General features: G+C 61.2%; 26 protein-coding genes. 14 read left to right on the top strand and 12 right to left on the bottom strand.

Annotation, left to right across the window (positions count from 1 at the left end; translation table 11 throughout):
• Positions 1-11 precede the first annotated feature (11 nt).
• From FHW37_RS17295 to mutM, 6 genes are all read right to left on the bottom strand, one after another.
• Positions 12-608, bottom strand: a complete 597-nt coding sequence (locus FHW37_RS17295; RefSeq protein WP_145638597.1) for a class I SAM-dependent methyltransferase — start codon at positions 606-608, stop codon at positions 12-14.
• A gap of 7 nt (positions 609-615) precedes the next feature.
• Positions 616-1,236 carry a LysE family translocator gene (locus FHW37_RS17290; protein ID WP_145638595.1) on the bottom strand — a complete coding sequence of 207 codons (621 nt, stop codon included), beginning with the start codon at positions 1,234-1,236 and terminating at the stop codon, positions 616-618.
• Positions 1,237-1,375: 139 nt separating this feature from the next.
• Positions 1,376-2,941 (bottom strand): chromosomal replication initiator protein DnaA, encoded by a 1,566-nt coding sequence (gene dnaA / locus FHW37_RS17285; protein ID WP_145638594.1) that lies wholly within the window; start codon positions 2,939-2,941, stop codon positions 1,376-1,378.
• Between the two features lie 862 nt (positions 2,942-3,803).
• On the bottom strand, positions 3,804-4,070 hold the full coding sequence (gene rpsT / locus FHW37_RS17280) for a 30S ribosomal protein S20 (protein WP_145638592.1): 267 nt from the start codon (positions 4,068-4,070) through the stop codon (positions 3,804-3,806).
• Between the two features lie 181 nt (positions 4,071-4,251).
• A complete protein-coding gene (locus FHW37_RS17275) occupies positions 4,252-5,040 on the bottom strand; it encodes an enoyl-CoA hydratase (RefSeq protein WP_145638589.1) in 789 nt (262 codons plus the stop codon).
• A 49-nt stretch (positions 5,041-5,089) separates the two neighbouring features.
• Entirely contained in the window at positions 5,090-5,968 is an 879-nt protein-coding gene (gene mutM, locus FHW37_RS17270) for a bifunctional DNA-formamidopyrimidine glycosylase/DNA-(apurinic or apyrimidinic site) lyase (protein ID WP_145638587.1), read from the bottom strand.
• Between the two features lie 176 nt (positions 5,969-6,144).
• Here mutM and ubiE point away from each other — a divergent pair, with 176 nt between their 5' ends.
• The 5 genes from ubiE (at position 6,145) to FHW37_RS17245 (ending at position 12,420) form a co-directional block, all read left to right on the top strand.
• Positions 6,145-6,921, top strand: coding sequence for a bifunctional demethylmenaquinone methyltransferase/2-methoxy-6-polyprenyl-1,4-benzoquinol methylase UbiE (gene ubiE, locus FHW37_RS17265; RefSeq protein WP_145638585.1), 777 nt, complete (start codon positions 6,145-6,147; stop codon positions 6,919-6,921).
• 4 nt (positions 6,922-6,925) lie between these two features.
• Positions 6,926-8,488 carry a 2-polyprenylphenol 6-hydroxylase gene (gene ubiB, locus FHW37_RS17260; RefSeq protein ID WP_145638583.1) on the top strand — a complete coding sequence of 521 codons (1,563 nt, stop codon included), beginning with the start codon at positions 6,926-6,928 and terminating at the stop codon, positions 8,486-8,488.
• A gap of 89 nt (positions 8,489-8,577) precedes the next feature.
• A complete protein-coding gene (locus tag FHW37_RS17255) occupies positions 8,578-10,131 on the top strand; it encodes an aromatic amino acid lyase (protein ID WP_145638581.1) in 1,554 nt (517 codons plus the stop codon).
• Between the two features lie 146 nt (positions 10,132-10,277).
• Positions 10,278-11,657, top strand: a complete 1,380-nt coding sequence (locus FHW37_RS17250; RefSeq protein WP_145638579.1) for a hypothetical protein — start codon at positions 10,278-10,280, stop codon at positions 11,655-11,657.
• Positions 11,644-12,420, top strand: a complete 777-nt coding sequence (locus FHW37_RS17245; protein ID WP_145638577.1) for an ATP-dependent Clp protease proteolytic subunit — start codon at positions 11,644-11,646, stop codon at positions 12,418-12,420. Before FHW37_RS17250 ends, FHW37_RS17245 begins: the two co-directional genes overlap by 14 nt.
• On the opposite strand, the gene FHW37_RS17240 is transcribed toward FHW37_RS17245, so the two are convergent.
• Entirely contained in the window at positions 12,421-13,689 is a 1,269-nt protein-coding gene (locus tag FHW37_RS17240) for an MFS transporter (protein WP_145638575.1), read from the bottom strand.
• Positions 13,690-13,783: 94 nt separating this feature from the next.
• Between FHW37_RS17240 and FHW37_RS17235 the strand changes: the two genes are divergently transcribed.
• Positions 13,784-14,677, top strand: coding sequence for a LysR family transcriptional regulator (locus FHW37_RS17235; RefSeq protein ID WP_145638573.1), 894 nt, complete (start codon positions 13,784-13,786; stop codon positions 14,675-14,677).
• Positions 14,678-14,687: 10 nt separating this feature from the next.
• Here FHW37_RS17235 and FHW37_RS17230 read toward each other — a convergent pair whose 3' ends face one another.
• Together FHW37_RS17230 and FHW37_RS17225 are read right to left on the bottom strand one after the other, a co-directional pair.
• On the bottom strand, positions 14,688-15,251 hold the full coding sequence (locus FHW37_RS17230) for a glyoxalase superfamily protein (protein ID WP_145638572.1): 564 nt from the start codon (positions 15,249-15,251) through the stop codon (positions 14,688-14,690).
• A gap of 203 nt (positions 15,252-15,454) precedes the next feature.
• Positions 15,455-15,808, bottom strand: a complete 354-nt coding sequence (locus tag FHW37_RS17225) for a hypothetical protein (RefSeq protein WP_145638570.1) — start codon at positions 15,806-15,808, stop codon at positions 15,455-15,457.
• 166 nt (positions 15,809-15,974) lie between these two features.
• Here FHW37_RS17225 and coaBC point away from each other — a divergent pair, with 166 nt between their 5' ends.
• Both coaBC and FHW37_RS17215 read left to right on the top strand, forming a co-directional pair.
• Entirely contained in the window at positions 15,975-17,180 is a 1,206-nt protein-coding gene (coaBC, locus tag FHW37_RS17220) for a bifunctional phosphopantothenoylcysteine decarboxylase/phosphopantothenate--cysteine ligase CoaBC (protein WP_145638568.1), read from the top strand.
• An 18-nt stretch (positions 17,181-17,198) separates the two neighbouring features.
• Positions 17,199-17,570, top strand: coding sequence for an MmcQ/YjbR family DNA-binding protein (locus tag FHW37_RS17215; RefSeq protein ID WP_145638566.1), 372 nt, complete (start codon positions 17,199-17,201; stop codon positions 17,568-17,570).
• A 9-nt stretch (positions 17,571-17,579) separates the two neighbouring features.
• On the opposite strand, the gene FHW37_RS17210 is transcribed toward FHW37_RS17215, so the two are convergent.
• Positions 17,580-18,386, bottom strand: a complete 807-nt coding sequence (locus FHW37_RS17210; protein ID WP_145638564.1) for a class II glutamine amidotransferase — start codon at positions 18,384-18,386, stop codon at positions 17,580-17,582.
• A 192-nt stretch (positions 18,387-18,578) separates the two neighbouring features.
• Between FHW37_RS17210 and otsB the strand changes: the two genes are divergently transcribed.
• The 5 genes from otsB (at position 18,579) to FHW37_RS17185 (ending at position 23,007) form a co-directional block, all read left to right on the top strand.
• Positions 18,579-19,376: a trehalose-phosphatase gene (gene otsB / locus FHW37_RS17205; protein WP_145639293.1), complete on the top strand. Its 798-nt coding sequence runs from the start codon at positions 18,579-18,581 to the stop codon at positions 19,374-19,376.
• A gap of 51 nt (positions 19,377-19,427) precedes the next feature.
• The gene (gene otsA / locus FHW37_RS17200) at positions 19,428-20,807 is read left to right on the top strand and encodes an alpha,alpha-trehalose-phosphate synthase (UDP-forming) (RefSeq protein ID WP_145638562.1); all 1,380 of its coding nucleotides are present in this window, start codon (positions 19,428-19,430) and stop codon (positions 20,805-20,807) included.
• Between the two features lie 139 nt (positions 20,808-20,946).
• The gene (locus tag FHW37_RS17195; protein WP_145638560.1) at positions 20,947-21,720 is read left to right on the top strand and encodes a hypothetical protein; all 774 of its coding nucleotides are present in this window, start codon (positions 20,947-20,949) and stop codon (positions 21,718-21,720) included.
• A gap of 125 nt (positions 21,721-21,845) precedes the next feature.
• A complete protein-coding gene (locus FHW37_RS17190) occupies positions 21,846-22,055 on the top strand; it encodes a TOBE domain-containing protein (RefSeq protein ID WP_145638558.1) in 210 nt (69 codons plus the stop codon).
• A 7-nt stretch (positions 22,056-22,062) separates the two neighbouring features.
• Complete coding sequence (locus FHW37_RS17185; protein ID WP_145638556.1) at positions 22,063-23,007, top strand: threonine/serine dehydratase; 945 nt, start codon at positions 22,063-22,065, stop codon at positions 23,005-23,007.
• Between the two features lie 14 nt (positions 23,008-23,021).
• Here the strand turns inward: FHW37_RS17185 and FHW37_RS17180 are convergent, their stop codons facing one another.
• Entirely contained in the window at positions 23,022-24,602 is a 1,581-nt protein-coding gene (locus FHW37_RS17180; RefSeq protein WP_145638554.1) for a peptide chain release factor 3, read from the bottom strand.
• Positions 24,603-24,691: 89 nt separating this feature from the next.
• Here FHW37_RS17180 and dut point away from each other — a divergent pair, with 89 nt between their 5' ends.
• Positions 24,692-25,162: a dUTP diphosphatase gene (dut, locus tag FHW37_RS17175; protein WP_145638553.1), complete on the top strand. Its 471-nt coding sequence runs from the start codon at positions 24,692-24,694 to the stop codon at positions 25,160-25,162.
• A gap of 9 nt (positions 25,163-25,171) precedes the next feature.
• On the opposite strand, the gene FHW37_RS17170 is transcribed toward dut, so the two are convergent.
• Complete coding sequence (locus tag FHW37_RS17170) at positions 25,172-25,810, bottom strand: hypothetical protein (protein WP_145638551.1); 639 nt, start codon at positions 25,808-25,810, stop codon at positions 25,172-25,174.
• Positions 25,811-25,957 lie beyond the last annotated feature (147 nt).

Raw genomic sequence — 25,957 nt, 5'->3', positions numbered from 1 at the left:
AGCGAGGTTTTTCAGTCTTTCACCGCCATGACCTGCAGCCATTCGGTCGGCTTACGGTCATAGGCGCCACCAAGATCCTGAGCGATCTCGACACTCTTCCATTCCAGCGCTGCATAGGCGTTCCCGAGCCATTCTCGCGATGGGTAGTTGAAGAAGCGACCGAGCGCGTCAAAACCTTCCGCCTCGCCTGCTTTGAAGCTGGCATAAAAAACGCCACTAGGGCGCAGCGCCCGGTGGATACGGGAAAGAATGCCGGCGAGGTTTGCGCGGGGGACATGCAGGAGGCAGGCATTGGCCCAGATGCCGTCGAAGGCGCTTACGCTTTCAATGTCTTCGAAGCGCAGGACATCCACAGCGACGCCAAGGCGCCTGGATGCCTCCTCTGCCATTTCCGGAACGCCATCCGTCGGCGTGACGGAAAAGCCGCGGGCGATCATCGCGGCGCTGTCGCGGCCATTGCCACAGCCGAGTTCGAGGATGGCCGCCTCCGGCGACAGTTTTTCGAGAAAACGGTCGAGCTGTTTCGGGCTCGCCTTGGAGAGCTCCGCCGCATAGATGGCGGCATTTTCGGCATAGAATTGAGCGGTCTCGTTCCTGCCGTCGCTCATCGGCCATTTACCTCTGGGACAAAAGCAGCTTCGTGCCGAAACCGATGAAGACGGTCGCGACACCGAGGTCTATCTTGCGCTTGGCGCGGATATAACCCGCAGCGACGGCCGGATGGGTGATGAGGGCGATCAGGCAGGTGTAATAAAGTGTCGAGATCGCGATCATCTCGGCAATGGCCGCGAGGCCATAATAAAAAGGCGTGCCGACCGGCATGGTCGCGGCAAACAGCGAGGCGACGAAAAGCGCCGATTTCGGATTGGCGAGATTGGTGGCAAGGCCCATGCGATAGGCCGTCTTCAAGGGCACATCGATGCGCGCTGCGGCAATCTCGGGCGCATGACGGCGCGACTTGCGCAGATCGAGAAACACTTTGACACCCAGCCAAACGAGATAGAGCCCGCCGGCAATCTTAAGCCCCAGATAGGCAAAGGGGGCGGCCTGGAACAGGACGTTGATACCGAGCCAGCCAGCAAGTCCCCAGCAGAACGTGCCGGTGATCGTGCCCGCAGCAGCGGCGACCGCGACTTTGCGCGGTGAGGTCAGGCAATAACGAATGGCAAGCAGCGTGCTTGGGCCGGGCGTGATGCAGGCGATTGCCCAGATTGCCGCGACGGACAGGAAAAACATTTTTTGAAGGCCCCGATATTCTCGAAACCAAGACATGCGCCCCGATTTGAGATCGGTCAAGCGCAGGATCGCCTGTCAGCCATCCCGTAAATGCATTGCAGACGGTCCCGCGATTTGCGGGACCGTCTTGTCAAAACGATCAGGCGTTATTTTCGTTGATCAGGCGCTTCAGAAGCTCGACTTCATGGCTGAGCTTGGTATCGCCGGAGATCAGGTCCTCGATCTTGCGGACGGCATGCAGGACCGTCGTGTGATCGCGACCGCCGAAACGACGGCCGATTTCCGGGAAGGAACGCGGCGTCATGGTCTTCGACAGGTACATGGCGACCTGGCGCGGCTTGACGATGACGCGGGTGCGGCGGTTCGAGACCAGCTCCTGGCGCGAGACATTATAATGCCGTGCGACAATGCGCTGGATGTCCTCGATACGGACGCGCTTGGCTTCGCCGGCGCCGACCAGATGGGCCAGCAGCTCGTCAACACGGTCGATCGTCAGCGACGGCTCAAAAGAGCGGCGGAAGATCAGCTGGTTGAACGCGCCTTCGAGTTCGCGGCCGCTATTGGCGACATTGCGCGCAACGTGGCTCAGAATCTCGGCCGGAATATCCAGCGACGGATCGTCCTGCTTGGCGACAGCCAGACGGTGCTTCATCATCTCGAAACGCATGTCGTAATCGGGCGCTTCGAGTTCGATGGCAACACCACCCTGAAGGCGCGAACGGACGCGCGGATCAAGCGATTCCAGCTCCCAGGGCGCACGGTCGGCGGCAACGACGACCTGCTTGGCGCTGTCGAGCAGCATGTTGAGGAGATGGCAGAACTCGTTCTGGATCATCTTGCCCTGCAGGAACTGCATGTCGTCGATGATCAAAAGATCGATATTGCGCAACGAGTCCTTGAGCGTCAGGGCGTCGTTGTCGCGAATGGCGGTTGCGAAACGCCACATGAAATATTCGGCGGTCAGATAAACGACGCGCGGCATGCGGGCGCTGCCAACGGCGGCATTGGCAATGGCCTGCAGAAGATGCGTCTTTCCAAGGCCGACATTCGAATGAATGAAGAGCGGATTGAAGCGGACGGCACCGGCACCGGCTTCGGCAATCGTCTTGGCGGCAGCAAGCGCAACGCGGTTGGAAGCGCCTTCGACGAAGGTTTCAAAGGTAAAACGGCTATCGAGCGGCGAACCGAACAGCGGGCCCGGCTGCGAGGCACGGATCGGCGTGGAAGCGGCGGTCGGGAAAGTGGCGATCTTGCCGATCTCGCGCGGCATCGAAGCGCGCGGTGCGGCCGGAGCGGCGGTTTCCTGGCTCATCGGTGCGCGATCTTCGGCAACCGGCGCCTTGGCGACCGTGCGGCTTGCGCTGCGCACCAGGATCTCGACCTTGAGGATTTCAGCGTCCTCGGCCTGGAAGATGGTGGTGATCAGATCGAGATAACGGTTGTTGATCCAGGACTTGAGAAAAGTCGTCGGGACCGTCAGCCGCACAACACTCTTTGAGATCGAATGGAGCTTCAACCTCGCGAACCAGCTTGCATAAACGTCCTGACCAACCTGTGCCTTCAGACGTGCGCTGAAACGCTCGAAAAGAGCATCATGCTTCATTTCTGATGTGTCCCCTGCCGCTTGGGAGCAAACGGAATCATACGCTTCCCGTGCAGGCTCGCCGTTACCAGCCGCACGAAACGAAACGGTGTTCATTTGCATTAGTTTTGCCGCCTTCTAAAAACAGCCCGGCGGTTCTTTGCCGCCAGGATCAACCTCGTTCAAAGGCGCGGCAGATCATTCCCCGAAGAGAAGCTTTGCCGCACATCCCCTTTTTCAAGCCACGGCTCGCATGCCATGACTGTTAGGCGCAGCCCGCCTCGTAAACGGCCTGCCCCTGCGGGAGCCAACCCGCATTCCCGAATGTGCCATCCTCGTCATGGCAATCCGGGCTTTCATTCTCCACTGTCCGGTCACTTGCGTTTCCAGACATTCACCCTCCGGTCAAAGACCGGCTTATTACGCAAACCAGAAGCGTCGCCGGAAATGCCGATTTCCAGGCTGCAACCCTTGGTTATTTAGGAAACGGGAATTTAGTCCCGCAACAAGTGGCAGAAAGTGCGTAACCTAACCCGGATGGGTAGGCGTTGGCAGCTCTCTGTAGTTTTCCCCGTGCCCCTTGCTGGAATTCATTTAGGCAGGATCGACTGACAAGATCAACGATGAATTTTACGCAAAATTAAGAGCCGGGCGTTGACTCTTGGGACGTGATTTGAATGTCACAGACGCCGTCACGGAGAATCCAAATTGAATCAATGGGATTCAAATTTTGGCCGATGCCGACGCCCCGATTCAGAGAAAAAATAAAAAAGTCCTTGACTCGAAATTGGCCCCTTCGAGTGTGCCAAAACTGTGGCACGATCCTAACTACCTCGCTCAAGCTATTGTTTTTAATTGGAAATTTCTGTCACGCCAGTGACACGGAAACGTCAATGAGCCGGATAAGAACCAAACGTCTGAATAGAAACACAAAGAGCCCGGTCTTGCGACCAGGCTTCTTGTTTAATGCTCAACGAAATGTGAATTAGGCGGAAAGTGCCTTCACACGGGCAGCGAGGCGCGAGACCTTGCGGGATGCCGTGTTGCTGTGCAGGACGCCCTTGGTGGCTGCACGCTGGATCTCCGGCTGAGCTGCCTTGAGGGCTGCTGCTGCGACCGACAGATCGCCCGTTGCGATGGCTTCTTCAACCTTGCGGATGAAACCACGTACGCGCGAACGGCGAGCCTTGTTGACTGCGGTACGGCGAGCGATCTTGCGGGTCGCCTTTTTCGCCGAAGTTGTATTGGCCATTTATGCCTCTCTACGAATTCGAACCAAAACTCCGCCACTGCCGCGTCGGTCCTGCGACCCTTGATCCAGCAATTCGGGAGCAATAGAGGAAGCCGTTGATCAGGCTTTCCCAACTGTGGGCGGGCATATAGCTGGAATAGATGCGGCAGTCAACGCGCATTTTGATGGTTTGCGCGGTCTATCATCGGTTCCGGAAGGCGGGTTTGCGCTTTTCGACAAAGGCCGCCATGCCTTCCTTCTGGTCTTCGGTGGCAAACAGCGAGTGGAACAACCGGCGCTCGAACCGCAGACCTTCCGTCAGCGTCACCTCGAAGGAGCGGCTGACCGCCTCCTTTGCCATCATCACGGCCGCGCGCGGGAAGGAGGCAATTTTCTGCGCCGCCTCGACCGCCTCGTCGATCAGCCGCTCGGCCGGCACGATGCGCGAGACGAGCCCTGCCCTTTCCGCTTCCGCTGCATCCATCATACGGCCCGTCAGGACGAGATCCATGGCCTTGGCCTTGCCGACAGCCCTGGTGAGGCGCTGCGAGCCGCCGGCGCCCGGAATGATGCCAAGTGTGATTTCCGGCTGGCCGAATTTCGCCGTGTCGGAGGCAATGATGAAATCGCACATCATCGCCACTTCGCAGCCGCCACCGAGCGCAAAGCCGGAAACGGCAGCGATCAGCGGCTTGCGGAAGGTCGAGACGGCATCCCAGCCGCCGATGAAATCGCTGACATAGGCATCGACGAAATCGAGACCCTGCATTTCCTTGATATCGGCACCAGCGGCAAAGGCCTTTTCCGAGCCTGTGAGGACGACAGCGCCGATGGCGTCGTCCTTCTCATAAAGGGAGAGGACATCGGCAAGCTCGGCCATCAGGGTCGAATTCAACGCATTCAGCGCCTTCGGCCGGTTGAGGGTAACAAGCGCCACGGAACCGCGGATTTCGGTCAGCAGGGTTTCGTAGCTCTTCGTCTCGTCGCTCATGGGGATGTCTCCTCTCGATATGGTGTCGGCCGTTATTTCCGGCAGCCGATTACTTCTGGCAGGATGGGCAGTAGAAGGTGGAACGGCCCGCCTGGGTGATGCGGGCGACCGTACCGCCGCATCCCGCCGTCCGGCAAGGTTTTCCCTCCTGGTCATAGACCGAGAAGGAATGCTGGAAATAACCGAGCGAGCCATCCGTCTGGATATGATCACGCAAAGACGAGCCGCCGGCGGCGATCGCATCGGCGATCACCTCGCGGATCGACTCGTTCAGGAGGAGAAGCTCCTTGTTCGGCTTGCCGGTCTTCGTGACGATCGTTCCCGCCGCCCGCTCGGGCGAAAGATGTGAACGCCAGAGCGCCTCGCAGACATAAATATTGCCAAGACCGGCAATGACCTTCTGGTCGAGCAGCGTGCTCTTCAACGGCTGTGCCTTGCCCGCGAAACGGGTGGCAAGATAATCGGCATCGAGCGCATTGCCGGTCGGCTCCGGACCGAGCTCGGCAAAGGCCGGGTAAAGATCGAGTTCGCTGCGCTTCGACAGATGCATGAAGCCGAAACGGCGAGGGTCATTGTAGATGACCTTCACGAGACGCTCTTCCCGCTCCAGGTGAAAAATCACGTGATCGTGCTTACCGTCCTTGGAGCGTGAATGATGAAACTCGCCGAGTGTCTCGTCTTCTATCCGGAACGAGCCGGACATGCCGAGATGGGCAATCACGGTGAGATCGTTCTCAAGATCGATCAGCAGGTATTTGGCGCGGCGGCCAAGCGACACGATGCGGCGGCCGGCGACGGCTTCGGCAAAATTTTCCGGCAGCGGAAAGCGCAGGTCGGGGCGGTTCAATTCCAGCCTAGCGAGCCTTGCGCCCTCCATGGCCGGGGCAAGGCCGCGACGGACGGTTTCCACCTCTGGCAATTCGGGCATGGCTCTCCAACTTCCTGTTTCAACTCGGCCGCTCGCGGTCTATAGAACGATCGCCCCATGGACGACAGGCGGCTGCAGTCACATCTATAAGCGTGAAGCTTCAGATAGCGAGGCAGTGGCGATTTCGCTATGGTCGCCCCACATTGAGTTACCCGAGTTTGCCGAAGGAGTTTTCGATGACCGAAGCACGCACCAGCGCCGAAGGCGGCATGGAAACGTCCTACGGCTTCCGCAAGGTTGCCGATGGCGAGAAGCAGGGTCTCGTCAACGAGGTCTTTCACAAGGTCGCCAAGCGCTATGACGTGATGAACGATGTCATGTCGGTCGGCATGCACCGTGTCTGGAAGGATGCGATGATTTCGGCGCTGAACCCGCGCAAGGACGACGCTTACCGCACGCTGGACGTTGCCGGTGGCACGGGCGACATTGCCTTCCGCATCGTCGAGGCGTCCGGGCGCAAGGCGCATACGACCGTGCTCGACATCAACGGCTCGATGCTGGCCGTCGGCGCCGAGCGGGCTGAAAAGAAGGGACTTTCCGACAACCTCACCTTTGTCGAGGCGAATGCGGAATCGCTGCCCTTCGAGAACAATTCCTTCGACGCCTATACGGTCGCCTTCGGCATCCGCAACGTGCCGCGCATCGACGTGGCGCTCTCCGAAGCCTATCGCGTGCTGAAGCGCGGCGGCCGGCTGCTGGTGCTGGAGTTTTCCGAGGTCGAGCTTCCGGGTCTGGAAAAGATCTATGACGAATGGTCTTTCCGCGCGATCCCGCGCTTCGGCAAGATGATCACCGGCGATGCCGAGCCCTACCAGTATCTGGTGGAATCGATCCGCAAGTTTCCGAACCAGGAAAATTTCGCGACGATGATCCGCACGGCCGGTTTTTCGCGCGTGACCTATACGAGCTATACCGGCGGCATCGCCGCCCTGCATTCCGGCTGGAAGCTCTGATCGCATGAGCACAATAGGCGCCTATTTCCGGCTCGCCCGCGTCGGCTGGGTTCTCGTGCGCGAGGGCGTGGTCTCCGACATACCCACGCAGGGCCTGCCGCCCGTGGTCGGCCTGTTCAAATCGCTGATCCAGCCTTTTGCCAGCAAGCGGGCGCTGAAACAGAAACGCTCCGAGCGGCTTGCGCGCGCCGTCGAGCGGCTCGGACCGTCCTATGTGAAGATCGGCCAGTTTCTGGCGACCCGGCCGGACGTCGTCGGTGTCGACTGGTCGGTCGATCTTGCGCTTCTGCAGGACCGGATGGCCTTTTTTCCGACGACCGCCGCCCGGTCCGCGATCGAGAGCTCGCTCGGCCGCAAGGTGGACGAACTCTATGCCGATTTCGGCGAACCGATCGCCGCAGCCTCGATCGCGCAGGTGCATCCCTGCATCGTCGACGGACAAAAAGTGGCGGTCAAGGTCGTGCGTCCCGGCGTGCGCCAGCGTTTTGCCAATGATATCGAAGGGCAATATCTGCTCTCGCATCTGCAAGAACGCTTCATTCCCTCCAGCCGGCGCCTGAAGCCGGTCGAGGTGACGCGCACGCTCGAGCAGACGACCAAGATGGAAATGGACCTGCGCCTTGAGGCGGCAGCCCTTTCCGAGATCGCCGAGAACACCAAGGACGATCCCGGTTTTCGGGTGCCGAGCGTCGACTGGGAGCGCACCGGCCGCGACGTCATCACCATGGAATGGATCGACGGCGTCAAGATGAACGATATCGAGAGCCTGCGCGCTGCGGGCTACGATCTCGAAAAGCTTGCCGAAATCCTGATCCAGTCCTTCCTGCGCCATACCCTGCGTGACGGCTTCTTCCACGCCGATATGCATCCCGGCAACCTCTTCGTCGACAATACCGGCACGATCGTCGCCGTCGACATGGGCATTACCGGACGGCTCGGCAAAAAGGAGCGGCGGTTCCTGGCCGAAATCCTCTACGGCTTCATCACCCGCGATTACCTCCGCGTGGCCGAAGTGCATTTCGAGGCCGGTTACGTGCCGGCCCATCACGATGTCGCGGCGTTTGCGCAGGCGATCCGCGCGATCGGCGAACCGATCCACGGCCAGCCGGCCGAGACGATTTCGATGGCGCGGTTGCTGGCCCTGTTGTTCGAAGTGACCGACCTGTTCGAAATGCAGGCAAGGCCGGAACTGATCCTGTTGCAGAAGACCATGGTCGTCGTCGAAGGCGTGTCGCGCATGCTCGATCCCCGCTTCAACATGTGGAAAGCCTCCGAACCTGTCGTCGGCGACTGGATTCGCGACAATCTCGGACCGAAGCGGATCGTCTCCGACCTGCGCGACGGCGTGAAGGCGATGGTGAAGCTGGCCGAGGCGGCCCCTGAAATCGCAGCACGCACGGAAAAATTCCACCAGGAAGTCATGCATATGACGGAAAACGGCCTGCGCTTCGACGCCGAGACCGCGGACGCGATCGGACGTTCGGAAGCGCGGCACAGCCGTTCCGGCCGCTGGGCTCTCTGGATCATCGCAATCGCCCTCGTCGTCATCGCCTTTTCTGTCGGTTGATCCTTTCGCCCCTGCAACATCGTATGTCCAACTTCTGGGATATACCCTGACCGGGGATATGGATTAGTGTGTCGAGAAAAAGGGATGAGATGTCCGGCACACTGAAGCATATCGAACTGACGGGTCAGCCGATCGGATTTGCGGAACTCCTGCTGATCGGCAAGGCGGAGGCGTCTATCAGCGCCAATCCCGACGGCCTTGCCCGCGTCGCCGCTGCCCGCGCCATTCTCGAAAGCACGATTGCCCATGGCACGCCCGTCTATGGCGCGACGACCGGCGTCGGCGCGATGAAGGACGTCGCCTGGACAAATGAAGAAATCGATATCTTCAATCTCGGCCTTGTGCGCGCCCACCATTTCGGCACCGGCGAACCCTTTGCCTGCTCGGTCGTACGCAATGCCATGGCAATTCGGGTGAATACGGCACTGACCGGTTATGTCGGCTGCTCGACGGAACTGGTTCAGGCCTATCTCGATCTTCTGCATGCCGATGTCATTCCGGTCGTGCGCCGCACCGGTTCGATCGGCTGCGCCGATATCGGCCTGATGGGCCAGATCGGTGCGGTGCTGACCGGCGTCGGTGAGGCGATCTACAAGGGCAAGAGATTGCCTGCCGTGCAGGCCTTTGCCGAAGCGGGCATCGCACCGGCCAGAATGGCACCGCGTGACAGCCTTGCCTCACTCAGCGTCAATGCCGTGAGCTTTGCCGCCGCCGCAGGGGCAACCCGCACGGCGGCCGGCGCGATCCGCACCCTGCTTGCCACCGGACTGACGGCGGCCGGTGCGATGGGCGCCTCGCGCGATCCGTGGATCGCCGTCACCCATGTCGGCACCGCCCGCGAGGCGATGATCGGTCAATGGCTGTGCAATGCTTCCGAAGGCTGGGATTGGCCGGAAGCGACGCATGTGCAGGACCCGCTCAGCCTCAGGATGATCGCTCAGGTATTCGGCTCGGTGTTCGAAAGCGTGCTGACCGCCGGCCACAAGGTTCTGGCCGCGACCGGTCGCTCCGACGACAATCCTGTCATCGCCGAAGGCCGGGTGCTGACCTCTGGCGGATCGCTGCCGCTCGACGTCACCGTGCTGCTCGAATCCGCCTCGCTCACCATGGCGCATGCGGCCCGCAACGCCTTCAACCGATGCGTCCTGCTCGGCAACGGCCAGAGGCGCGACCTGCCGGTCAATCTGGTGCCGCCGGGCGCGATCGCCACCGGTTTCGGGCCGATCATCAAGCTGGCCGGCGAAATCTTTTCGCGCGTGCTGTCGATGACCAATCCGGTCTCGGCCCAATCGCTTGTCGTTGCCGGCGGGATGGAGGATGAGGCGGCCTTTCTGCCGCTCGTGATCGAACGGTTCGAACGACAGGTGCAGGCGCTGAAGCGTCTGGCGGCGCTTGAGGCGCTGCTGGCGGCGCAGGCGATGGATATCCATGGCGACCAGCCGGGTGGTGCCGTAAAGCTCGTCTATGACGCCGTGCGCCGGCATGCGGCCTTCTATACGGTGGACAGGCCGCTTTCGGCCGAGGTAGAGGCGATCGAGGAAGAACTGGCGTCGGAAGCTTTTCTGACCGAGCTGATCGACATCTCGCCGATCCACGCAATCGACGGGTTTTTCGCGCTCGGCAATTTCGAGCACAGATACTGATACGCGGAGAGCAGCTGCGGCAAGTCGCGGTTGACGATCACCTTCAGGCCCGCCGATATCACGCCGTTTCACAACTTTCGGCTGGCCTTTATTCCGCCGCTTCTTCATTCTTTGCTAAGGAATAGTTTCCTGTGCGGAGGTTTTGCATGGCGCTTGGCGCTTCCCGACGTTTGGCTGACGGCGTTGTGGCCGTCGAAACGATGACACGCTTTGCGCTCGCCGTCCTGGCGCTGGCCTCCGGCGTCTATACCTATCTCGGTGCCCGCACGATCCTCGACGGTTCGCCGACCGCCGTGTTCTTTGCGGCAATCATTTATTCGGCCTCCGTCTCGGTCGGCATCTATGCCTTCTGGTCCTATATGGCGCGGTTCTATCCGCATGTGACGAACCGGACCGGCCGCACAGCGCTGCTCGGCGTCATGGCGGTTGGTGCCGCGATGATCATGGCGATGTCGAGCTGGCTCAATGCTGCCGCTCTTGCCGGATCTGCTGCTGTGGAACAGCATCTTTCCGAAACGGTCGAAGATTATACGGCCGATCTCGACCGCGCCCACCAGAACGCGCTGGCTGCCCAGAGCCTGCTGCCCGATATCCAGCGCGCCGGTGAACGGTTTGCGCAGCTGGCCGGTGTCGAGCGGCAATCCGGCTCGCTCACCGGCACGACCGGTTCGGGCAGCGTCGTGCAACTCCTGACCCAAATGTCGGCGCAGATGAAATCGCTGGAGGCCGGCATCAATGCCTCGCGCGAACAGGTGAACGACCTTTTTACGCAGGGGCAGAAGCGGCTTGAGACGATGCGCTCGCTGGTTTCGGCACCGGGCAATATCGAGCCGCGCGCCGACCAGTTTTCGACCGAGGCCGTGGCGCTGACAGGCGTTATCACCTCGCTGGCGCAGACTTCGATCGCACCCTCCATCCGCCGCGCCGCCGACGACCTGTCACTCGGTTTCATCGCCCCGGTGCCGGATGGCGCCGCTCCCGATCTCGTCAATCGTCAGAACCAGGTGATGGAGACGGTGAAGGCATCCGTCGCATCGCAATCGAAGGCGCTGGCCAAGGCGGCCGACGAGATTCTTTCGCGACCACCGGTGCAGGAAAGGCGGTTCGTGCCGCTCTCGCCGGCAGCAGCCGTGCTGACCTATGCGCAGGATTTTATCCCTGCCTGGGCGGGGGCGATCTCGATCGACCTTCTGCCCGGCGTGATGGTGTTCATTCTCGCCGTCGTGCATGGCGCGATCCGCAAACAGGAACAGGCGCTTCCCTTTGCAGACCGGATCACCGCCGGAGAGCTGCTGGCGGCGCTCGAAGTGCAGCGGGCCATTGCGGCAAACGGGATGAGCCTCGAGGCCGCGACCGCAAGGGCCGAGGCCCGCTCGGAAGCGGCTGCGGAAGCCAAGGCCGATGCGGATACGGATACGGAAAAGCCAAACGAGGCGCGGGCGAAAGACGAGCATTCGGACGAAGCGAACAATATCACCAGCCTCGACCTGAAATCGCGCCGGGATCGCTCGCATGAGGATCGGTGAGGCGATCCGCAGACTGGATGACGGCGTCATCATGCGTGGCGCCTTCTATATCCTGCTTGCTTCCTCGGTGGTGTTTCTGGTCAATGATGTCAGGGAGATTGCCTCCGCTAATACCGACCTTCCGGCCTATGATCCCCTGCGCGAGGACCAGCCCGTTCTTCCACCGGCGCTGACCGAGGGCGTGCCGGCAGCGCCGCCCGTAAAACCTTCGACACCTGCCGAAGTATTGCGCAAGCCGATGACATTCGAGCTTGGCAGCGGCGGCGTGATGAAGGCCGAAGGGGCGATCGAGCCGGGTGCGGCCGAGCGGTTTGCCACAGAGATCGAGGCACGCGGCGAATATGTGAAGGTGATCCTGCTCAATTCGCCGGGCGGCTCCGTCAGCGATGCGATCGCCATGTCAAAGCTGATCCGCCAGAAGAAGCTCGATACAAAAGTGGCGTCGAAGGGGCTTTGTGCCTCCTCCTGCCCGATCGTTTTTGCCGGCGGCGTCAAAAGGGTTGCGGAAAAGGATGCCGTGATTGGCGTGCATCAGGTTTTCAACGGCGGCAAGGCGCGCCCGACAGCCGATGAGGCCATGTCCGGCGCACAGGCGACGACGGCGCGCGTGGCACGGCATCTGCAGGACATGGGGATTGCGCCCGGCCTCTGGCTGCATGCGCTCGAAACGCCGCCGGACCGGCTTTATTATCTGACGCCGAAAGAGATGGCGGAATTCAAGCTGACGACCGACGCACAGCCGGTCGCCATCAAGAAGAACTGATCAGTTGCCGGCCTTCGCCAGCTTTTTCGAGACGAAGGCAGCTATAAGGGCGGCCAACAGCATCGCGCCCGTGAAGGCGACGACCGCCCACCAGCCATCTGCGCTCCAGAAATGGCCACCGAGCGAACCGGCGACGCTAGAGCCGAGGTAATAGCCCAAAAGGTAGAGCGATGACGCGTGACCCTTGGTGCCGCGGGCAAGCCGGCCGATCAGCGCGCTCGCCACCGAATGGGCCATGAAGAAGCCGGAAGTGACCAGAACGATGCCGAGGATAATCAGCGGCAGCGGTGTTGCAAGCGTGATGAGAACGCCGGCTAGCGCCAAAAGAATGCCGACCGGCATGACGGTGAAATGGCCGAAGCGATCGCCCAGCAGGCCGGCAGCCCAGGAGGCTGCTATGCCGAACAGGTAGACGGTGAAGATCAGGCCGAGTTCCGTCTGGTTCAGGTGATAGGGATCGGCGACGAGGCGGAAGCCGGCATAATTGTAGATCGTCACGAAGGAGCCCATCAGCAGGAAGCCGATGGCGAACAGCAGCGCCATGACCGGGCGCGAGGCATGGCCGAGCCAGGCATCGACGTGGAAACGCATGTGCGAGCGGCGCGGCGCAAAATTGCGTGAGGGCGGCAGGAGGGTGAGGAAGCCGATGGCGGCGATAATGCCCATCGCGCCAATACCGGCCAGCGCCAGACGCCAGGAGAAATATTCGGCCAGAATGCCGGTGACGACGCGGCCTGCCATGCCGCCAAAGGCATTGCCGGCGATATAGAGGCCCATCGAGGCGCCAAGTCCCTTGGGATCGATCTCTTCCGAGAGATAGGCCATGGCGACGGCCGGCACGCCGCCGAGCAGCAGGCCTTCCAGCGCGCGGATGAACAGCAGTGCCGTCCAGCCGGGCGTCACGGCGCAGGCAATGGTGCAGAGCGAGGCGCCGAGCAGCGAGGCGAACATCAGGCTGCGGCGGCCGAACCGTTCCGAGACGGCGGCTGCGCAGACGATGGCGACGGCAAGGAAGCCGGTGGAGAGCGATAGCGACAGCGAGCTCGAGGCCGGGCTGACGCCGAAATCCGCGGCGAAGATCGGCATCAGAGGCTGGACACAGTAAAGAAGCGCGAAAGTGGAGAAACCCGACATGAAGAAGGCGAGGCTGGCGCGGCGATAGGCCGACGTGCCTCGCACGAGGAACTGTTTGGGTTGCTCGGGTTCTATCTGCGGTTCGATAGACGGAGTTTCGACGGGGATGGCAATGGATTGGGCAGCACTGGGCATGATGGGAGAACCTTTCTTGCGAAAAAGGTAGCCAGCGCGGCATCATTTGTCCAATATATGAAGGGTGCGATCTTGATAGCCTTTGGATATACCGATGGAACTGCGCCATATCCGTTATTTTCTCGCGGTCGCAGACGAGGGCAATTTTACCCGCGCCGCGGCAAAGCTCGGCATCGGCCAGCCGCCGCTCAGCCAGCAGATCCGCGACCTCGAAACCGAGATCGGCACGGCACTCTTTCACCGTGTGCCGCATGGCGCGGAACTGACGGCGGCAGGCGAAGCCTTTCTGCCGCAGGCGAAAGCCTCGCTGGCGGCAGCTGAAAGCGCCCGGCTTGCGGCCCAGCGTGCGGCGCGGGGCGAGACCGGGCGGCTGGCGCTGGGTTTTACGGCTTCAGCAACGTTCAATTCGATGGTGACGGAAGCGATCCGGCATTTTCGTCGCAGATGGCCGGATGTTGCACTGTCGCTGACCGAGATGAACAGTGACGGGTTGATGGGCAAGCTCACCCGCGGCGAGATTGACGTCGCCTTCATCCGCCCCGGTCTGGAAGATCCGCGCGAGGTCAGACTGAAACGGTTGCCGGACGAGCGTATGCTGATCGCGTTACCCGCAAACCATAGGCTCGCGGCAAATAAAAGCCTGCCGCTGGAGGCGATTGCCGGAGAGCCTTTTGTGTTGTTTCCGCGCACGGTCGGTCTCAGCCTCTACGACGATATCCTGAAGGCCTGCAGGGCTGCGGGTTTCGAGTTGATCGTGACGCAGGAGGCGCCGCAGATACCCTCCGTCATCACCCTCGTCGCCGCTGATATCGGCGTTTCGATCGTGCCGGAATCGGTGACCAAGATCGGCATGGAAGGCGTCGTCTATAGGCCGATCGACGGGCCACCGCTGGTGGCGCGGTTGGGGCTTGCGATGATGAAGGGGCAGCGCTCGCCGATTGCGCTCAACATGATGAGTTTGCTGAAGGCAACCGACGAGGCTGATTGACAGGTAAAACTCAATCGTTAGCCGGCTTTATTTCCCGTTCGCAGAAGGTTATGCGGTTGCTGAACGGGTCGGTGACCGAAACTTCCAGTCCCCATGGCGCCTGTTCGAGACCGGGGCGCATATAGGGATAATTCTTGCCGATCAGTTCCTTCTGAAAAGCTTCGGCGCCCGAGATCGGCACGAAGACTCGCGCGCCCGGCGAGGCATCACCCGCATGTTCGGAGAGATGCAGCAGCATGCCGCTGCGCGAGACCTGGCAATAGAGCGGCGCGGTGGGTGCGAAACGGTGTTCCCAATCAACGGTGAAGCCGAGAAAATCGCGATAGAATTCCATCGCTTTTTCGACCGAAAAGATACGGAAGATCGGGATCGCCGGCTGGATCGTTATCTTCTCCGGCCGCTCCTGCTTCGGCTCTAAAACCTCGATCTTGGCGGCGAGAATATTCCAGTTGTCGTAACCGAACTGGGCGGCCACGAGTTCGAGCGCCTGAGCGTGGCTGATCTCGACCTGTTTCTCGGCCATGGCCTCGCGGAGAGCCTTGGCCATTGCTTTTGCATCGCGGAAATCGCGCATTTTTCATCCTTCCGATAGACGAACGGCAAGATCAGTGCCCGCATTGCTGATCCGTTCGTCATCATTGGCCGGATGGCAAGGATGAGAGGCGGTTGGATACATTCACCGTGGCGAAAAACCTGCGGGCGGCTGGCCGTATCCGGCCGCTGCCAGAGATAACAGGCAGGTTTTCACCGCACAAGGTGCCCGCGCCACGGGCAAGATCAATGGGTCGACTGGCTGGTGAAGATCGGGCCGTCATTGCGCTTGGCTTGGAAGAGCGGCCGGGTCTTTTCGGTCATCACCTCGGTGGCTGCGACGGCGGCACTACGGATCGCCTTGTCGGCGACATCGGCGACCTTCCGGTCTACGCGGCGGTCCTTGGGTGCCGGCTGGCGCCGTTCCCCGCTCTCTTCCGTCAGGATCGCGGCCGCTGCATTGGCGCCGGCGACAAGGGCACGGGCCAACATTTCGCGGCCGGTGCGGCTAGCTAGCATGTGTTTCAGGAGAGACGATTTGCGGATGGATTTCGGCACCTTGAAACCGGCCACCGTCTTCGGAACGATATCTTGCGACATGGTATGATCTCCTCGGTCTCGACGTCTCGTTTCCCTCCAAACGTCCTCCACCCGCTGCGCGTTCCCGTTTACCAGCTGGCCGCGAGCCGATTGCAACGGGAGATGCAAAGGCATAGCTTGCGGCAAATTTTTCGCAGTTTTACGGAATGGCAGGACGGACAAGGGCATGGAACTTTCGGGCAAGCGCATCCTTCTCGTCATCTCCGGCGGCATCGCGGCTTATAAGAGCCTCGACCTGATCCGCCGCCTGCGGGAACGCGGCGCTTCCGTGCGACCGGTGATGACCAGGGCGGCGCAGGAATTCATCACGCCGCTTGCGGTCGGCGCGCTTTCGGCAAGCCATGTCTATCTTGACCTCTTTTCGCGCGAAGACGAACAGGATGTCGGGCATATCAGGCTTGCGCGCGATACCGACCTCATCGTCGTTGCCCCCGCCAGCGCCGACCTGATGGCAAAAATGGCGCATGGGTTGGCCGACGACCTGGCAAGCGCTGTGTTGCTTGCGACCGACAAACCGGTGCTGATCGCGCCTGCGATGAACCCGAAAATGTGGGCGGCGGCGCCGACCCAGCGCAATGCAAAGACGCTGAAGGCGGACGGCATTCATTTCATCGGCCCGATGGCCGGCGAGATGGCCGAAAGCAAGGAAGCTGGGATCGGCCGCATGGCCGAGCCGCTGGAGATCGTCGCTGCCGCCGAAAAGCTGCTTGGCGGAGACAACAGGCCGCTGGCCGGCAGGACGGCGATCGTTACCTCCGGCCCGACCCATGAGCCGATCGACCCGGTGCGCTATATCGCCAATCGATCCTCCGGCAAGCAGGGGCATGCGATTGCCGCCGCGCTGGCAAAACTCGGCGCAGACGTGACGCTTGTTTCCGGGCCCGTGACAATCCCTGATCCGGCCGGCGTGAAGGTCATGCATGTGGAACGGGCGGATGAGATGCTGGAAGCGGTGACATCCCGCCTGCCCGCCGATATCGCCGTGATGGTCGCAGCCGTTGCCGACTGGCGTGTGGCGGCTTCCGCCGACCAGAAGATCAAGAAGCAGCCGGGTGAAGCACCGGCACCGCTCGTGCTTGCCGAAAACCCGGATATTTTGAAAACCGTCGGACATCACGCAGACCGGCCGAAGCTGGTAATCGGTTTTGCGGCCGAGACGCAGGATGTGGAGAAGAACGGCCGCGCCAAGCTGGAGCGCAAGGGCGCCGACCTGATCGTCGCCAATGACGTTTCTCCGGAAACGGGCATCATGGGCGGCGACCGCAACAGCGTGAAGATCATCGCGCCCGATGGCATCGAGACATGGCCGGATCTCGGCAAGGACGAGGTTGCACAGCGGCTGGCGGCTTTGATCGCTGCAAAGCTCGGCTGAGCCTGCGGGAGATTTGGAATGAGCCTGTTCACGCAAGAAGGGTTTGATGCCTTCGTCAAAAGCCTTCCCGGCACGTCCTTCGTCGATCAGTGGGATTCCCATGTCGCCAAGGTCGGCGAGAAGGTGTTTACGCTTCTTTCCGGAGCCGGCGATCAGGCGCGGGTCGTGGTCAAATGCACGGAAGAGAGTTTTGAGATCCTGACGGCGCTCGATGGGATCGGTCAGGCACCCTATTTCGCCAAACGCAAATGGGTCGAGATCCAGGCGACAGCGCCGCTTTCACAGGATGAGGTGAGCCACTATCTCACCCGCTCCTATCAGCTGGTGGCGGGCGGCCTGACGAAAAAGCTGCGGCAGGAACTCGGCATTATCCTGCCAGAAAACCGGTAGTTCTGGAAATCACGCCGCTTCGGCGAGAGCGCCCGGCCGAAACATCAATGCCTGCATGCCATCCGGGCAGACCCTCACTGCGCTGCCATCCGGGATTTCCACCCAGGTATCGGCCTCGTCATTGAGCGGTTCCGACACGAGGCAATAGCCCGACTTTGCGCCGGCTGCTCCACCCATCGGTGCTGCATAAAGCGTCGGTGGCTTGTGGTCGGTGGCGTAACGCACGGCATAAAGCTGGCGGCCGTTGGAGAAACAGGCGGTAAAGCGCACCAGCGCCTCGCCCGATTTTTCCATCGAAACGGTTTCAACCGCGGCAATCGCCTTTTCCATCGCGCCGAGCGGATCGGTTTCGAGACCGAATTGCAGGGAGAGAAGGAAAATCAGCTCGGAATCCGTCGTGCCGGTGCGGGCTGCGAAAAGTTCGTCCGACAGCATGGCTTCCAGATGGCGGCGGATAGCTTCGAAACCGGCGATCTGGCCATTGTGCATGAAGGACCATTCGCCGTGCACGAAGGGATGACAGTTGTCGCGTCTTGTGGCGCCCGTCGTTGCGGCACGGACATGGGCGAGGAACAGCGGCGAGCGGATCTGGCGGGCGATGCTGCGAAGATTGCAGTCGGACCAGGCGGGCAAAATGTCGCGGTAGCGGCCGGGCTCCGGCCGGTCGCCATACCAGGCGATGCCGAAGCCATCGCCATTGGTGGCGGTCTTGGCGCGCGTCGCACAATGGGACTGCTCGATCAGGGAATGCGCGGGCGAGGAGACAAGCTCTTCAAGATAAAGCGGTTCGCCACGATAGGCTGCCCAACGGCACATCGATCTTTCTCTTCCAAAATCACCGCCCCGAGGCGGCTAGAATCCACACAATGAAGGGTCTCGACAAAGGCTTAATCAAACATGAATCGGGACGTTTCATGACCGTTTTTTGACGGTCGGCCATTCACTTTTTGCGACGCAATGTTGCGGTGCGAGGTTGTCGTGGCGAAGTTAAGGCCTAAATCCGGCGGCATGAATGTCGAGAGCAACTCAGAAACGGACGTGACGACGTCCCCCGCCGAGCGGATCCTATCGGAACTCAAACTCAATCCGGAGAACTGGGCGCTGTTCCTCGATATCGATGGAACGCTGATCGATCTTGCCGAAACGCCGGATGGGATCGTCGTGCCGGAAAGCCTTCCCCGCGACCTGCACCGCCTTTCCGAACTGCTCGGCGGCAGGCTGGCGCTGGTGACCGGCCGGGCGCTTCCCTATGCCGATCGGCTGTTTTCGCCCTGCCGTTTTCCGATTGCCGGCCTGCACGGCGCGGAACGCCGCTCTCCTTCCGGCAGGATAGAGCGGATCGAGCCGGGCGCGGAATTCGAGAGGATCAAGCGCGCGCTCGAGACGGAGGCGCGCGACTGGCCGGGCGTGCTGATCGAGGACAAGGGGCTGGCGGTTGCCGCCCATTACCGTCAGGCGCCGAACCAGAAGGATGCGGTCGAGACGGCGATGGTGCGTTATCTCGGTCAGGCCGGCGCGGATTTCACGCTGCAGCGCGGCAAGATGGTGGTCGAGATCCGCCCTTCTCGCGCCAGCAAGGGTGATGCCCTGAGGGCTTTCCTCGAAGAAGCGCCCTTCGCGGGCGCCAAGCCGATCGCGATCGGCGACGATGTCACCGACGAGGCTATGTTCAAGGTCGCCAATGAACTCGGCGGATCATCGATCCGCATCGCCGAGAATGCGTCGGGAACCGAAGCACAGGCAATCCTTCCCTCGGCTGCCAGGCTGCGCGAAATCATCGCCGCGCTTGCCGCATCCGCACAATAACAAAATGGGGCCAATTAGGCCCAACAGGGCATTGCCCGAAAGGACTTAACCGTGAGCCGACTAGTGGTCGTATCGAACCGTGTCACCGTGCCGCAAAAGTCGGGCGATGCGCCCGCCGGCGGGCTGGCCGTGGCGCTTCAGGCAGCGCTCGAGGAGCGCGGCGGCATCTGGATGGGATGGTCCGGCAATTCCAGCGGCGAACGCGGGCCGGAAAAGCTCGATATCCGCGAACATGGCAATATCACCTATGCACTGACGGATCTCACCGACACGGACGTGGAGGAATATTACCACGGTTTCGCCAACCGGGTTCTCTGGCCGATCTGTCACTACCGGCTGGACCTTGCCGAATATGGCCGCAAGGAAATGGCGGGTTACTTCCGCGTCAACCGTTTCTTCGCCCACAAGCTGGCGCCGCTTCTGAAGCCGGACGACATCATCTGGGTGCATGACTATCACCTGATCCCGCTTGCTGCCGAATTGAGGCAGATGGGTTTCAAGAACAAGATCGGCTTCTTCCTGCACATTCCCTGGCCGCCGGCGGATGTACTCTTCGCCATGCCGGTGCATGAACAGATCATGCGTGGGCTTTCGCAATATGACCTGGTCGGTTTCCAGACCGATTTCGACCTCGACAATTTCGGCGGTGGCCTGGTGCGTGAGGGTATCGGCGAAAGGCTGGAAGGTGGCAAAAAGTTCTCGACCTATGGCCGCACCTTCAAGGGCGGCGCCTATTCGATCTCGATCGAGACAAAGGCCTTTGCCGAATTTGCCGTCAAGGCGTCGAAAAGCTCCATGGTGCGCAAGGCGCGCCAGAGCGTGGAAGGCCGCGATCTCATCATCGGGGTCGACCGGCTGGACTACTCCAAAGGCATTACCCAGCGGATCGACGGTTTCGAGCAGTTCCTCAAGCTGAACCCGGCCTATCAGAACAAGGTGACCTATCTGCAGGTCACACCCAAATCCCGTTCCGAGGTGCCGGAATACGAGCAGATGCAGCGCACTGTCGCCGAACAGGCCGGCCGGGTGAATGGCGCACTCGGCACGGTCGATTGGGTGCCGATCCGCTATGTCAACCGTTCGGTGCCGCGGCCTCTTCTCGCCGGCCTTTACCGGCTGGCGAAGATCGGCCTGGTGACGCCACTTCGTGACGGCATGAACCTCGTTGCCAAAGAATATGTCGCGGCACAGGACCCGGAAGATCCGGGCGTTCTGGTTCTCTCCCGCTTTGCCGGCGCCGCCCGCGAACTTTCCGGTGCGCTGCTGGTCAACCCTTACGACATCGAAGGCACCGCCCATGCCATCGCCCGTGGCCTCACCATGTCGCTGGACGAGCGCAAGCAGCGCTGGGAAAAGATGATGGAACACCTGTTGAAATACGACATCAACCGCTGGTGCGACGATTTCCTCAAAGACCTGACGGAAGAGTGAGAAGGCTGCCTGATCCGATTTTATCCACGGCCGCGATGACGTCCGGCAAAAATGAATACAACTTTAGGTAAATTTTTCCGCCATCCTAAACTCTTTCGCGTTATCCGGTCGTTCTGCGGAACGATGACGGAGCCTCGCCTTGGGACGAAGTATCAGCGGCAAGCATTATGCGATCGGCGTCTGGACACGAATCGGCGTCTTCGCAGTCGTCACGATCGGTTTTCCGCTCTTCGTCTACGGGATGATCACTCTTCTGGGGGCAAGCAAGGTTGGCGGCGCCTCGGGCGCGCTTGCTCTGGTGCTTGGCCTTTATCTCAAGCCCGTCATCTATCTCGCGCTGACATTTTCAATGCTGCGGATTTCCCTGAGGCGCGCAAGGACGCTTAACCTGCCTGCCTTGATCGGGATCTGCGTGCCACTGTTCTTTTTCGCGGATCTCGGCTTCGGCATGACATTCGGATCTTTCTGGGCGGTCGGTTTTTCGCTCGGCATCCTACATATGCCTGTGCCTGCCTCCCTGATCGCAGGTGTCGTCACGACGCTTACTCTTGGCTTTCTCCATGAGTTCGAGGAGACATGGAGCCCAAAGCTCGCGACGCTCTATACGGTCTGGAAAGTGCTGCTTTTCACGCTTCTGGGCTTTGGCCTGCTCGGCATCCTGCCGCAGCTTGCGATCTGGTTCTTTCCCGGCAGCGCGCATGTCATCGTCTCCGCGCTGCAGATACTCGGATATCTACGATCTGCCTGGATATACCCACACGTGCTGCTGATCGCGTTCATGGTAGTCTCCTCGGCTCTTGTCGCCGCAAGCCGAGAAAGACCGCATGATGTGCAACGCCCTCCGTCGCGCCGTGTGCCGACTGGACCCGCGGGCAACCAGGCGCCGCTATTCGGCCCGCGAAATGCGCGCTAGGCCTGCATAGCGCCAGGGACTTGCCGGGGATTTTGCAAGCGACAGGGGCGACGATCAAGACCAGCGCTTGGCAAAGCGTCGCAATGGGTTAAGTTGCCGTCTCGCCTCACGAAAAGGATTGATCCATGAAAATCAGCGCCCGCAACCGCCTCAAGGGCAAGGTCGTGTCCGTTACCAAGGGTGCCACGACCGCGCATGTGCGCATCGATATCGGCAATGGCATTGTCGTCACCTCCTCGATCACCAATGAAGCGGTCGACGAGCTGGGCCTCGCCGTCGGCGTGGACGCCTATGCGGTGGTAAAAGCTTCCGACGTCATGGTCGCGGTCGACTGATCACGCCATGTCAGCTTTGGAAAACGTGACGTCCGAGCGGATTGCCGCCGCAGAAGCGCTGATCCGCCCCTATATCCGCCGTACGCCGGTCATGCGGGTCGATATGCGCGATTTTGGCGCCCAGGCGCGCAAGATCGACCTGAAACTCGAATGCCTGCAGCATTCCGGCTCGTTCAAGGCGCGTGGCGCCTTTACCAACCTTCTGACGCGCGATGTGCCGGATGCCGGCGTCGTGGCTGCTTCCGGCGGCAATCACGGTGCCGCCGTTGCCTATGCGGCAATGCGGCGTGGCGTGCCGGCCCATATTTTTGTGCCGAGCGTGGCCTCGCAGGCGAAGATCGACCTCATTCGCTCCTATGGCGCGGAGCTGGTGGTCGGTGGCGATCGCTACAATGACGCGCTGCTTGCCAGCGAAGCCTATGTGGCGAAAAGCGGCGCCATGTCCGTGCATGCCTATGACCAGATCGAGACCATGGCCGGCCAAGGCACGCTCGGCAAGGAGATCGAGGACGATCTGCCGGAGATGACGACATTGCTCGTCGCAGTCGGCGGCGGTGGCCTGATCGGCGGCATTGCCTCCTGGTTCCGTGGACGCGTGAAGATCGTGGCCGTCGAATCCGATGGGGCACCGACGCTTTACGAGGCGTTCAAGGCCGGACATCCTGTGGATGCGCCGACAGGCGGTATCGCAGCGGATTCGCTTGCGCCGAAACAGGTGGGGCAGCTGATGTTCCCGGTGGCCCAGAATTATGTGGAGCGGCCGCTTCTCGTCTCAGACGACGAGATTCTCGCCGCACAGAAGGCGCTCTGGGCCGGTGCCCGCGTGGTGGCCGAACCGGGCGGGGCCGCCGCCTTTGCGGCGCTGCTGTCGGGCAAATACGTACCCGCTGCGGACGAGAAAGTCTGCGTTCTCGTCTGCGGATCGAACACCACAGCCGTCAAGTTCGGCTGATAGGAAACCGGATATCACGCCGCTTTCGCGACGTGATATTCCTTGATGGCGACCATCTTGATGGCCGGGAAACGCTCGGCCTCGTAACGCAGCGAAAACGCGTCCTGCGCCAGGAAGACCGGATCGCCGTCAAGATCGCGGGCGATATCGCCGCGCTTGACGTTGAGGAATTTTTCGAGCTCGGCCGGCTGGTCCGACGAGATCCAGCGGCAGACGGAAAAGCGCGACATTTCGAACGAGACCGGCAGCGTATATTCCGCCGAGAGCCGCTCCTTCAGAACGTCGAGCTGCAGCGCGCCGACGACGCCGACAATGGCGGGCGAACCGTCTTCCGGCGAAAACAGCTGCACGACACCCTCTTCGGCCATCTGCTGCAGCGCTTCCTTCAGCTTCTTTGCCTTCATCGCGTCCTCCAGCCGCACGCGGCGGAGGATTTCCGGCGAGAAGTTCGGGACGCCCTGGAAGACCAGCGCCTCGCCTTCGGTCAGCGTGTCGCCGATCCTGAGCGTGCCGTGGTTCGGAATGCCGACCACGTCACCGGCAAAAGCGGTGTCGGCGATGTGGCGTTGCGAGGCGAAGAAGAACTGCGGCGCGGTAAGGCCGAGCTGCTTGCCGGTGCGGGCAAGGCGCGCCTTCATGCCGCGCTCGAGCTTGCCCGAGCAGATACGCGCGAAGGCGATGCGGTCGCGGTGGTTCGGGTCCATGTTGGCCTGGATCTTGAAGACGAAGGCCGTCATCTTGTCCTCATCCGCATGAACCTTGCGGATATCAGCCACCTGGTCGCGCGGCGGCGGAGCGAAATCGGCCAGCGCATTGATCAGGTCGCGGACGCCGAAATTGCGCAAAGCCGAGCCGAAGAAGACCGGCGTCATATGGCCTTCGAGAAAAGCCTTCTGGTCGAACGGGCGGCAGGCTTCGCGTGCCAGCTCGACTTCATCGATAAAGGCCTGACGTTCGTTTTCCGGCAGACGGTCTGCCACGGCCTGCGGGCCGTTGACGGTGATCGCGTCCTCACTGTCAGGACCACGTACCCGGTTTTCGGCAAGGTGATAGGACCCGCAAAAACTCTTCGAGCGGCCGATCGGCCAGGTGACGGGGGCCGTATCCAGCGCCAGCTTTTCCTCGACCTCGTCGAGGACCTCGAAAATGTCGCGGCTTTCGCGGTCCATCTTGTTGACGAAGGTGATGATCGGGATGTCGCGCATGCGGCAGACTTCGAACAGTTTTAGCGTCCGCGGCTCGATGCCCTTGGCGGCGTCGATGACCATGATGGCCGCATCTACTGCCGTCAGCGTCCGATAGGTGTCGTCGGCAAAGTCTTCGTGACCGGGCGTATCGAGGATGTTGAAGACCTTGTCGGCATATTCGAATGTCATCACCGAGGTGACGACCGAGATGCCGCGCTCACGCTCGATCTTCATCCAGTCCGACCGGGTCTGGATACGATCCTTCTTCGCCTTGACTTCGCCGGCGAGCTGAATGGCGCCGCCGAACAGGAGAAGTTTTTCGGTGAGTGTCGTCTTGCCCGCGTCCGGATGGGCAATGATCGCGAATGTGCGACGGCGGGATACCGCCTCGGCAATGGTTTCGGGCATGTTTCAAATCCTGTGAATTGCCGCGTATCTAGCGATTAAAGCCCGTCTTTGCAATTGACCTGCCAGCCTAGGCGACAAACTAGTGAGCCATGAGCACCAATCTTGTCCCCTCCCCGAAACTCGGCCTGCTGCGTCTGCCGCATGCCGATGGCCTTGACCTGCCCGCCTATGAGACCGCAGGCGCTGCCGGCATGGATCTGCGCGCGGCCCTTGCCGACGGCACCCCGATGACGCTTGCGCCCGGCGCCCGCGCGCTGGTGCCGACCGGTTTCGTGTTCGAAATTCCGCAGGGCTATGAAGTGCAGATCCGCCCGCGTTCGGGCCTTGCCTTCAAGAACGGCATCACCTGCCTCAACACGCCCGGCACGATCGACAGCGATTATCGCGGCGAGGTGAAGGTTTTGCTGGTCAATCTGGGCACGGAAGATTTCGTGATCACCCGCGGCATGCGGATTGCCCAGATGGTGATGGCGCCGGTAACGCAGGCGAATGTCGTGGAGATTGCCGAGGCGGGCGAAACGGCGCGTGGCGCCGGCGGTTTCGGCTCGACCGGTGTCTAAGAGATTACCTCAGCCGTGCTGGCCGGGACAGGTTTCCGGCTGGCCATCCAGCCCTTCCTGAAGCCGTTCGAAGGTGACGCTGCCTGAGCCGGAGACGGGCCGGCGCAGGACATAAAGGCTGTCGAAATCCTCGCCTTTCCATTTCGGCACCTGGTCCTTGTCGCCACCACCTGCCTTCACGAGCGATTTCACCAGCTTGACGATCTCTTTGTGCTCCCAGGCGACGAAGACCAGTTCGGAACGGCCGGACGTCGGCGCAAGCGCCGTCTTCAATCCATCGAGATCGTCAAAACCGACGGCGGTGTCGACCGGCAGCCCGTCGGCAATCGCGGTGGGCTCGATCGTCGCAAGCGGCCGGATATAATCGTAATCGACGCCCTCATCTTCCTTACGCTTGGCCGGGTCCGGCGCGAGAAGGCGATCCGGGCGGTCGAACAGGCGGGCGAGAACCGGCGGCAGCGCAAGTGCGCGGTTGAGACCTTTGCAGCTGAGCTGACCAAGACCGGCCGCCGGCTTTTCGCCATGACGCATGAAAACGATCGTCTGGACGGCCTCCGGAGCCGCGGATGCGGCGAAGCAGGGGCTGGCGACCGACAAAGTTACCGAAAATACGAGGCCGTGAAAGACCAGATAGTGGCGGATGTTCATGGCGCGAAACCTCATTCGGGCGATGGGCAAGGCGTATACCTGCATATGACAGGCGACAAGACCCAGCCGCCACCGCGCATCTGGCCTGCGTGGAATGTGATTTGGTCTCAGGCGGCTTTCGATCGAAAAGATTATTTTTGCTATCCG

The organism is Neorhizobium alkalisoli, from assembly GCF_007829835.1.
Lineage (GTDB): Bacteria > Pseudomonadota > Alphaproteobacteria > Rhizobiales > Rhizobiaceae > Neorhizobium.
This window is presented reverse-complemented; position numbering and strand designations above follow the sequence as displayed.

Excerpts from the sequence above, each read along its gene's own strand:
- FHW37_RS17190 (WP_145638558.1), top strand. The coding sequence starts at position 21,846 with ATGAAAATCAGCGCCCGCAACCGCCTCAAGGGCAAGGTCGTGTCCGTT.
- coaBC (WP_145638568.1), top strand. The coding sequence starts at position 15,975 with ATGGAACTTTCGGGCAAGCGCATCCTTCTCGTCATCTCCGGCGGCATC.
- FHW37_RS17275 (WP_145638589.1), bottom strand. The coding sequence starts at position 5,040 with ATGAGCGACGAGACGAAGAGCTACGAAACCCTGCTGACCGAAATCCGC.
- mutM (WP_145638587.1), bottom strand. The coding sequence starts at position 5,968 with ATGCCCGAATTGCCAGAGGTGGAAACCGTCCGTCGCGGCCTTGCCCCG.
- FHW37_RS17215 (WP_145638566.1), top strand. The coding sequence starts at position 17,199 with ATGAGCCTGTTCACGCAAGAAGGGTTTGATGCCTTCGTCAAAAGCCTT.
- FHW37_RS17210 (WP_145638564.1), bottom strand. The coding sequence starts at position 18,386 with ATGTGCCGTTGGGCAGCCTATCGTGGCGAACCGCTTTATCTTGAAGAG.
- FHW37_RS17255 (WP_145638581.1), top strand. The coding sequence starts at position 8,578 with ATGTCCGGCACACTGAAGCATATCGAACTGACGGGTCAGCCGATCGGA.
- FHW37_RS17295 (WP_145638597.1), bottom strand. The coding sequence starts at position 608 with ATGAGCGACGGCAGGAACGAGACCGCTCAATTCTATGCCGAAAATGCC.
- FHW37_RS17230 (WP_145638572.1), bottom strand. The coding sequence starts at position 15,251 with ATGCGCGATTTCCGCGATGCAAAAGCAATGGCCAAGGCTCTCCGCGAG.
- FHW37_RS17180 (WP_145638554.1), bottom strand. The coding sequence starts at position 24,602 with ATGCCCGAAACCATTGCCGAGGCGGTATCCCGCCGTCGCACATTCGCG.
- FHW37_RS17250 (WP_145638579.1), top strand. The coding sequence starts at position 10,278 with ATGGCGCTTGGCGCTTCCCGACGTTTGGCTGACGGCGTTGTGGCCGTC.
- ubiB (WP_145638583.1), top strand. The coding sequence starts at position 6,926 with ATGAGCACAATAGGCGCCTATTTCCGGCTCGCCCGCGTCGGCTGGGTT.
- FHW37_RS17245 (WP_145638577.1), top strand. The coding sequence starts at position 11,644 with ATGAGGATCGGTGAGGCGATCCGCAGACTGGATGACGGCGTCATCATG.
- dnaA (WP_145638594.1), bottom strand. The coding sequence starts at position 2,941 with ATGCAAATGAACACCGTTTCGTTTCGTGCGGCTGGTAACGGCGAGCCT.
- otsB (WP_145639293.1), top strand. The coding sequence starts at position 18,579 with ATGAATGTCGAGAGCAACTCAGAAACGGACGTGACGACGTCCCCCGCC.
- FHW37_RS17225 (WP_145638570.1), bottom strand. The coding sequence starts at position 15,808 with ATGTCGCAAGATATCGTTCCGAAGACGGTGGCCGGTTTCAAGGTGCCG.
- FHW37_RS17170 (WP_145638551.1), bottom strand. The coding sequence starts at position 25,810 with ATGAACATCCGCCACTATCTGGTCTTTCACGGCCTCGTATTTTCGGTA.
- FHW37_RS17240 (WP_145638575.1), bottom strand. The coding sequence starts at position 13,689 with ATGCCCAGTGCTGCCCAATCCATTGCCATCCCCGTCGAAACTCCGTCT.
- FHW37_RS17185 (WP_145638556.1), top strand. The coding sequence starts at position 22,063 with ATGTCAGCTTTGGAAAACGTGACGTCCGAGCGGATTGCCGCCGCAGAA.
- rpsT (WP_145638592.1), bottom strand. The coding sequence starts at position 4,070 with ATGGCCAATACAACTTCGGCGAAAAAGGCGACCCGCAAGATCGCTCGC.
- dut (WP_145638553.1), top strand. The coding sequence starts at position 24,692 with ATGAGCACCAATCTTGTCCCCTCCCCGAAACTCGGCCTGCTGCGTCTG.
- FHW37_RS17290 (WP_145638595.1), bottom strand. The coding sequence starts at position 1,236 with ATGTTTTTCCTGTCCGTCGCGGCAATCTGGGCAATCGCCTGCATCACG.
- FHW37_RS17235 (WP_145638573.1), top strand. The coding sequence starts at position 13,784 with ATGGAACTGCGCCATATCCGTTATTTTCTCGCGGTCGCAGACGAGGGC.
- ubiE (WP_145638585.1), top strand. The coding sequence starts at position 6,145 with ATGACCGAAGCACGCACCAGCGCCGAAGGCGGCATGGAAACGTCCTAC.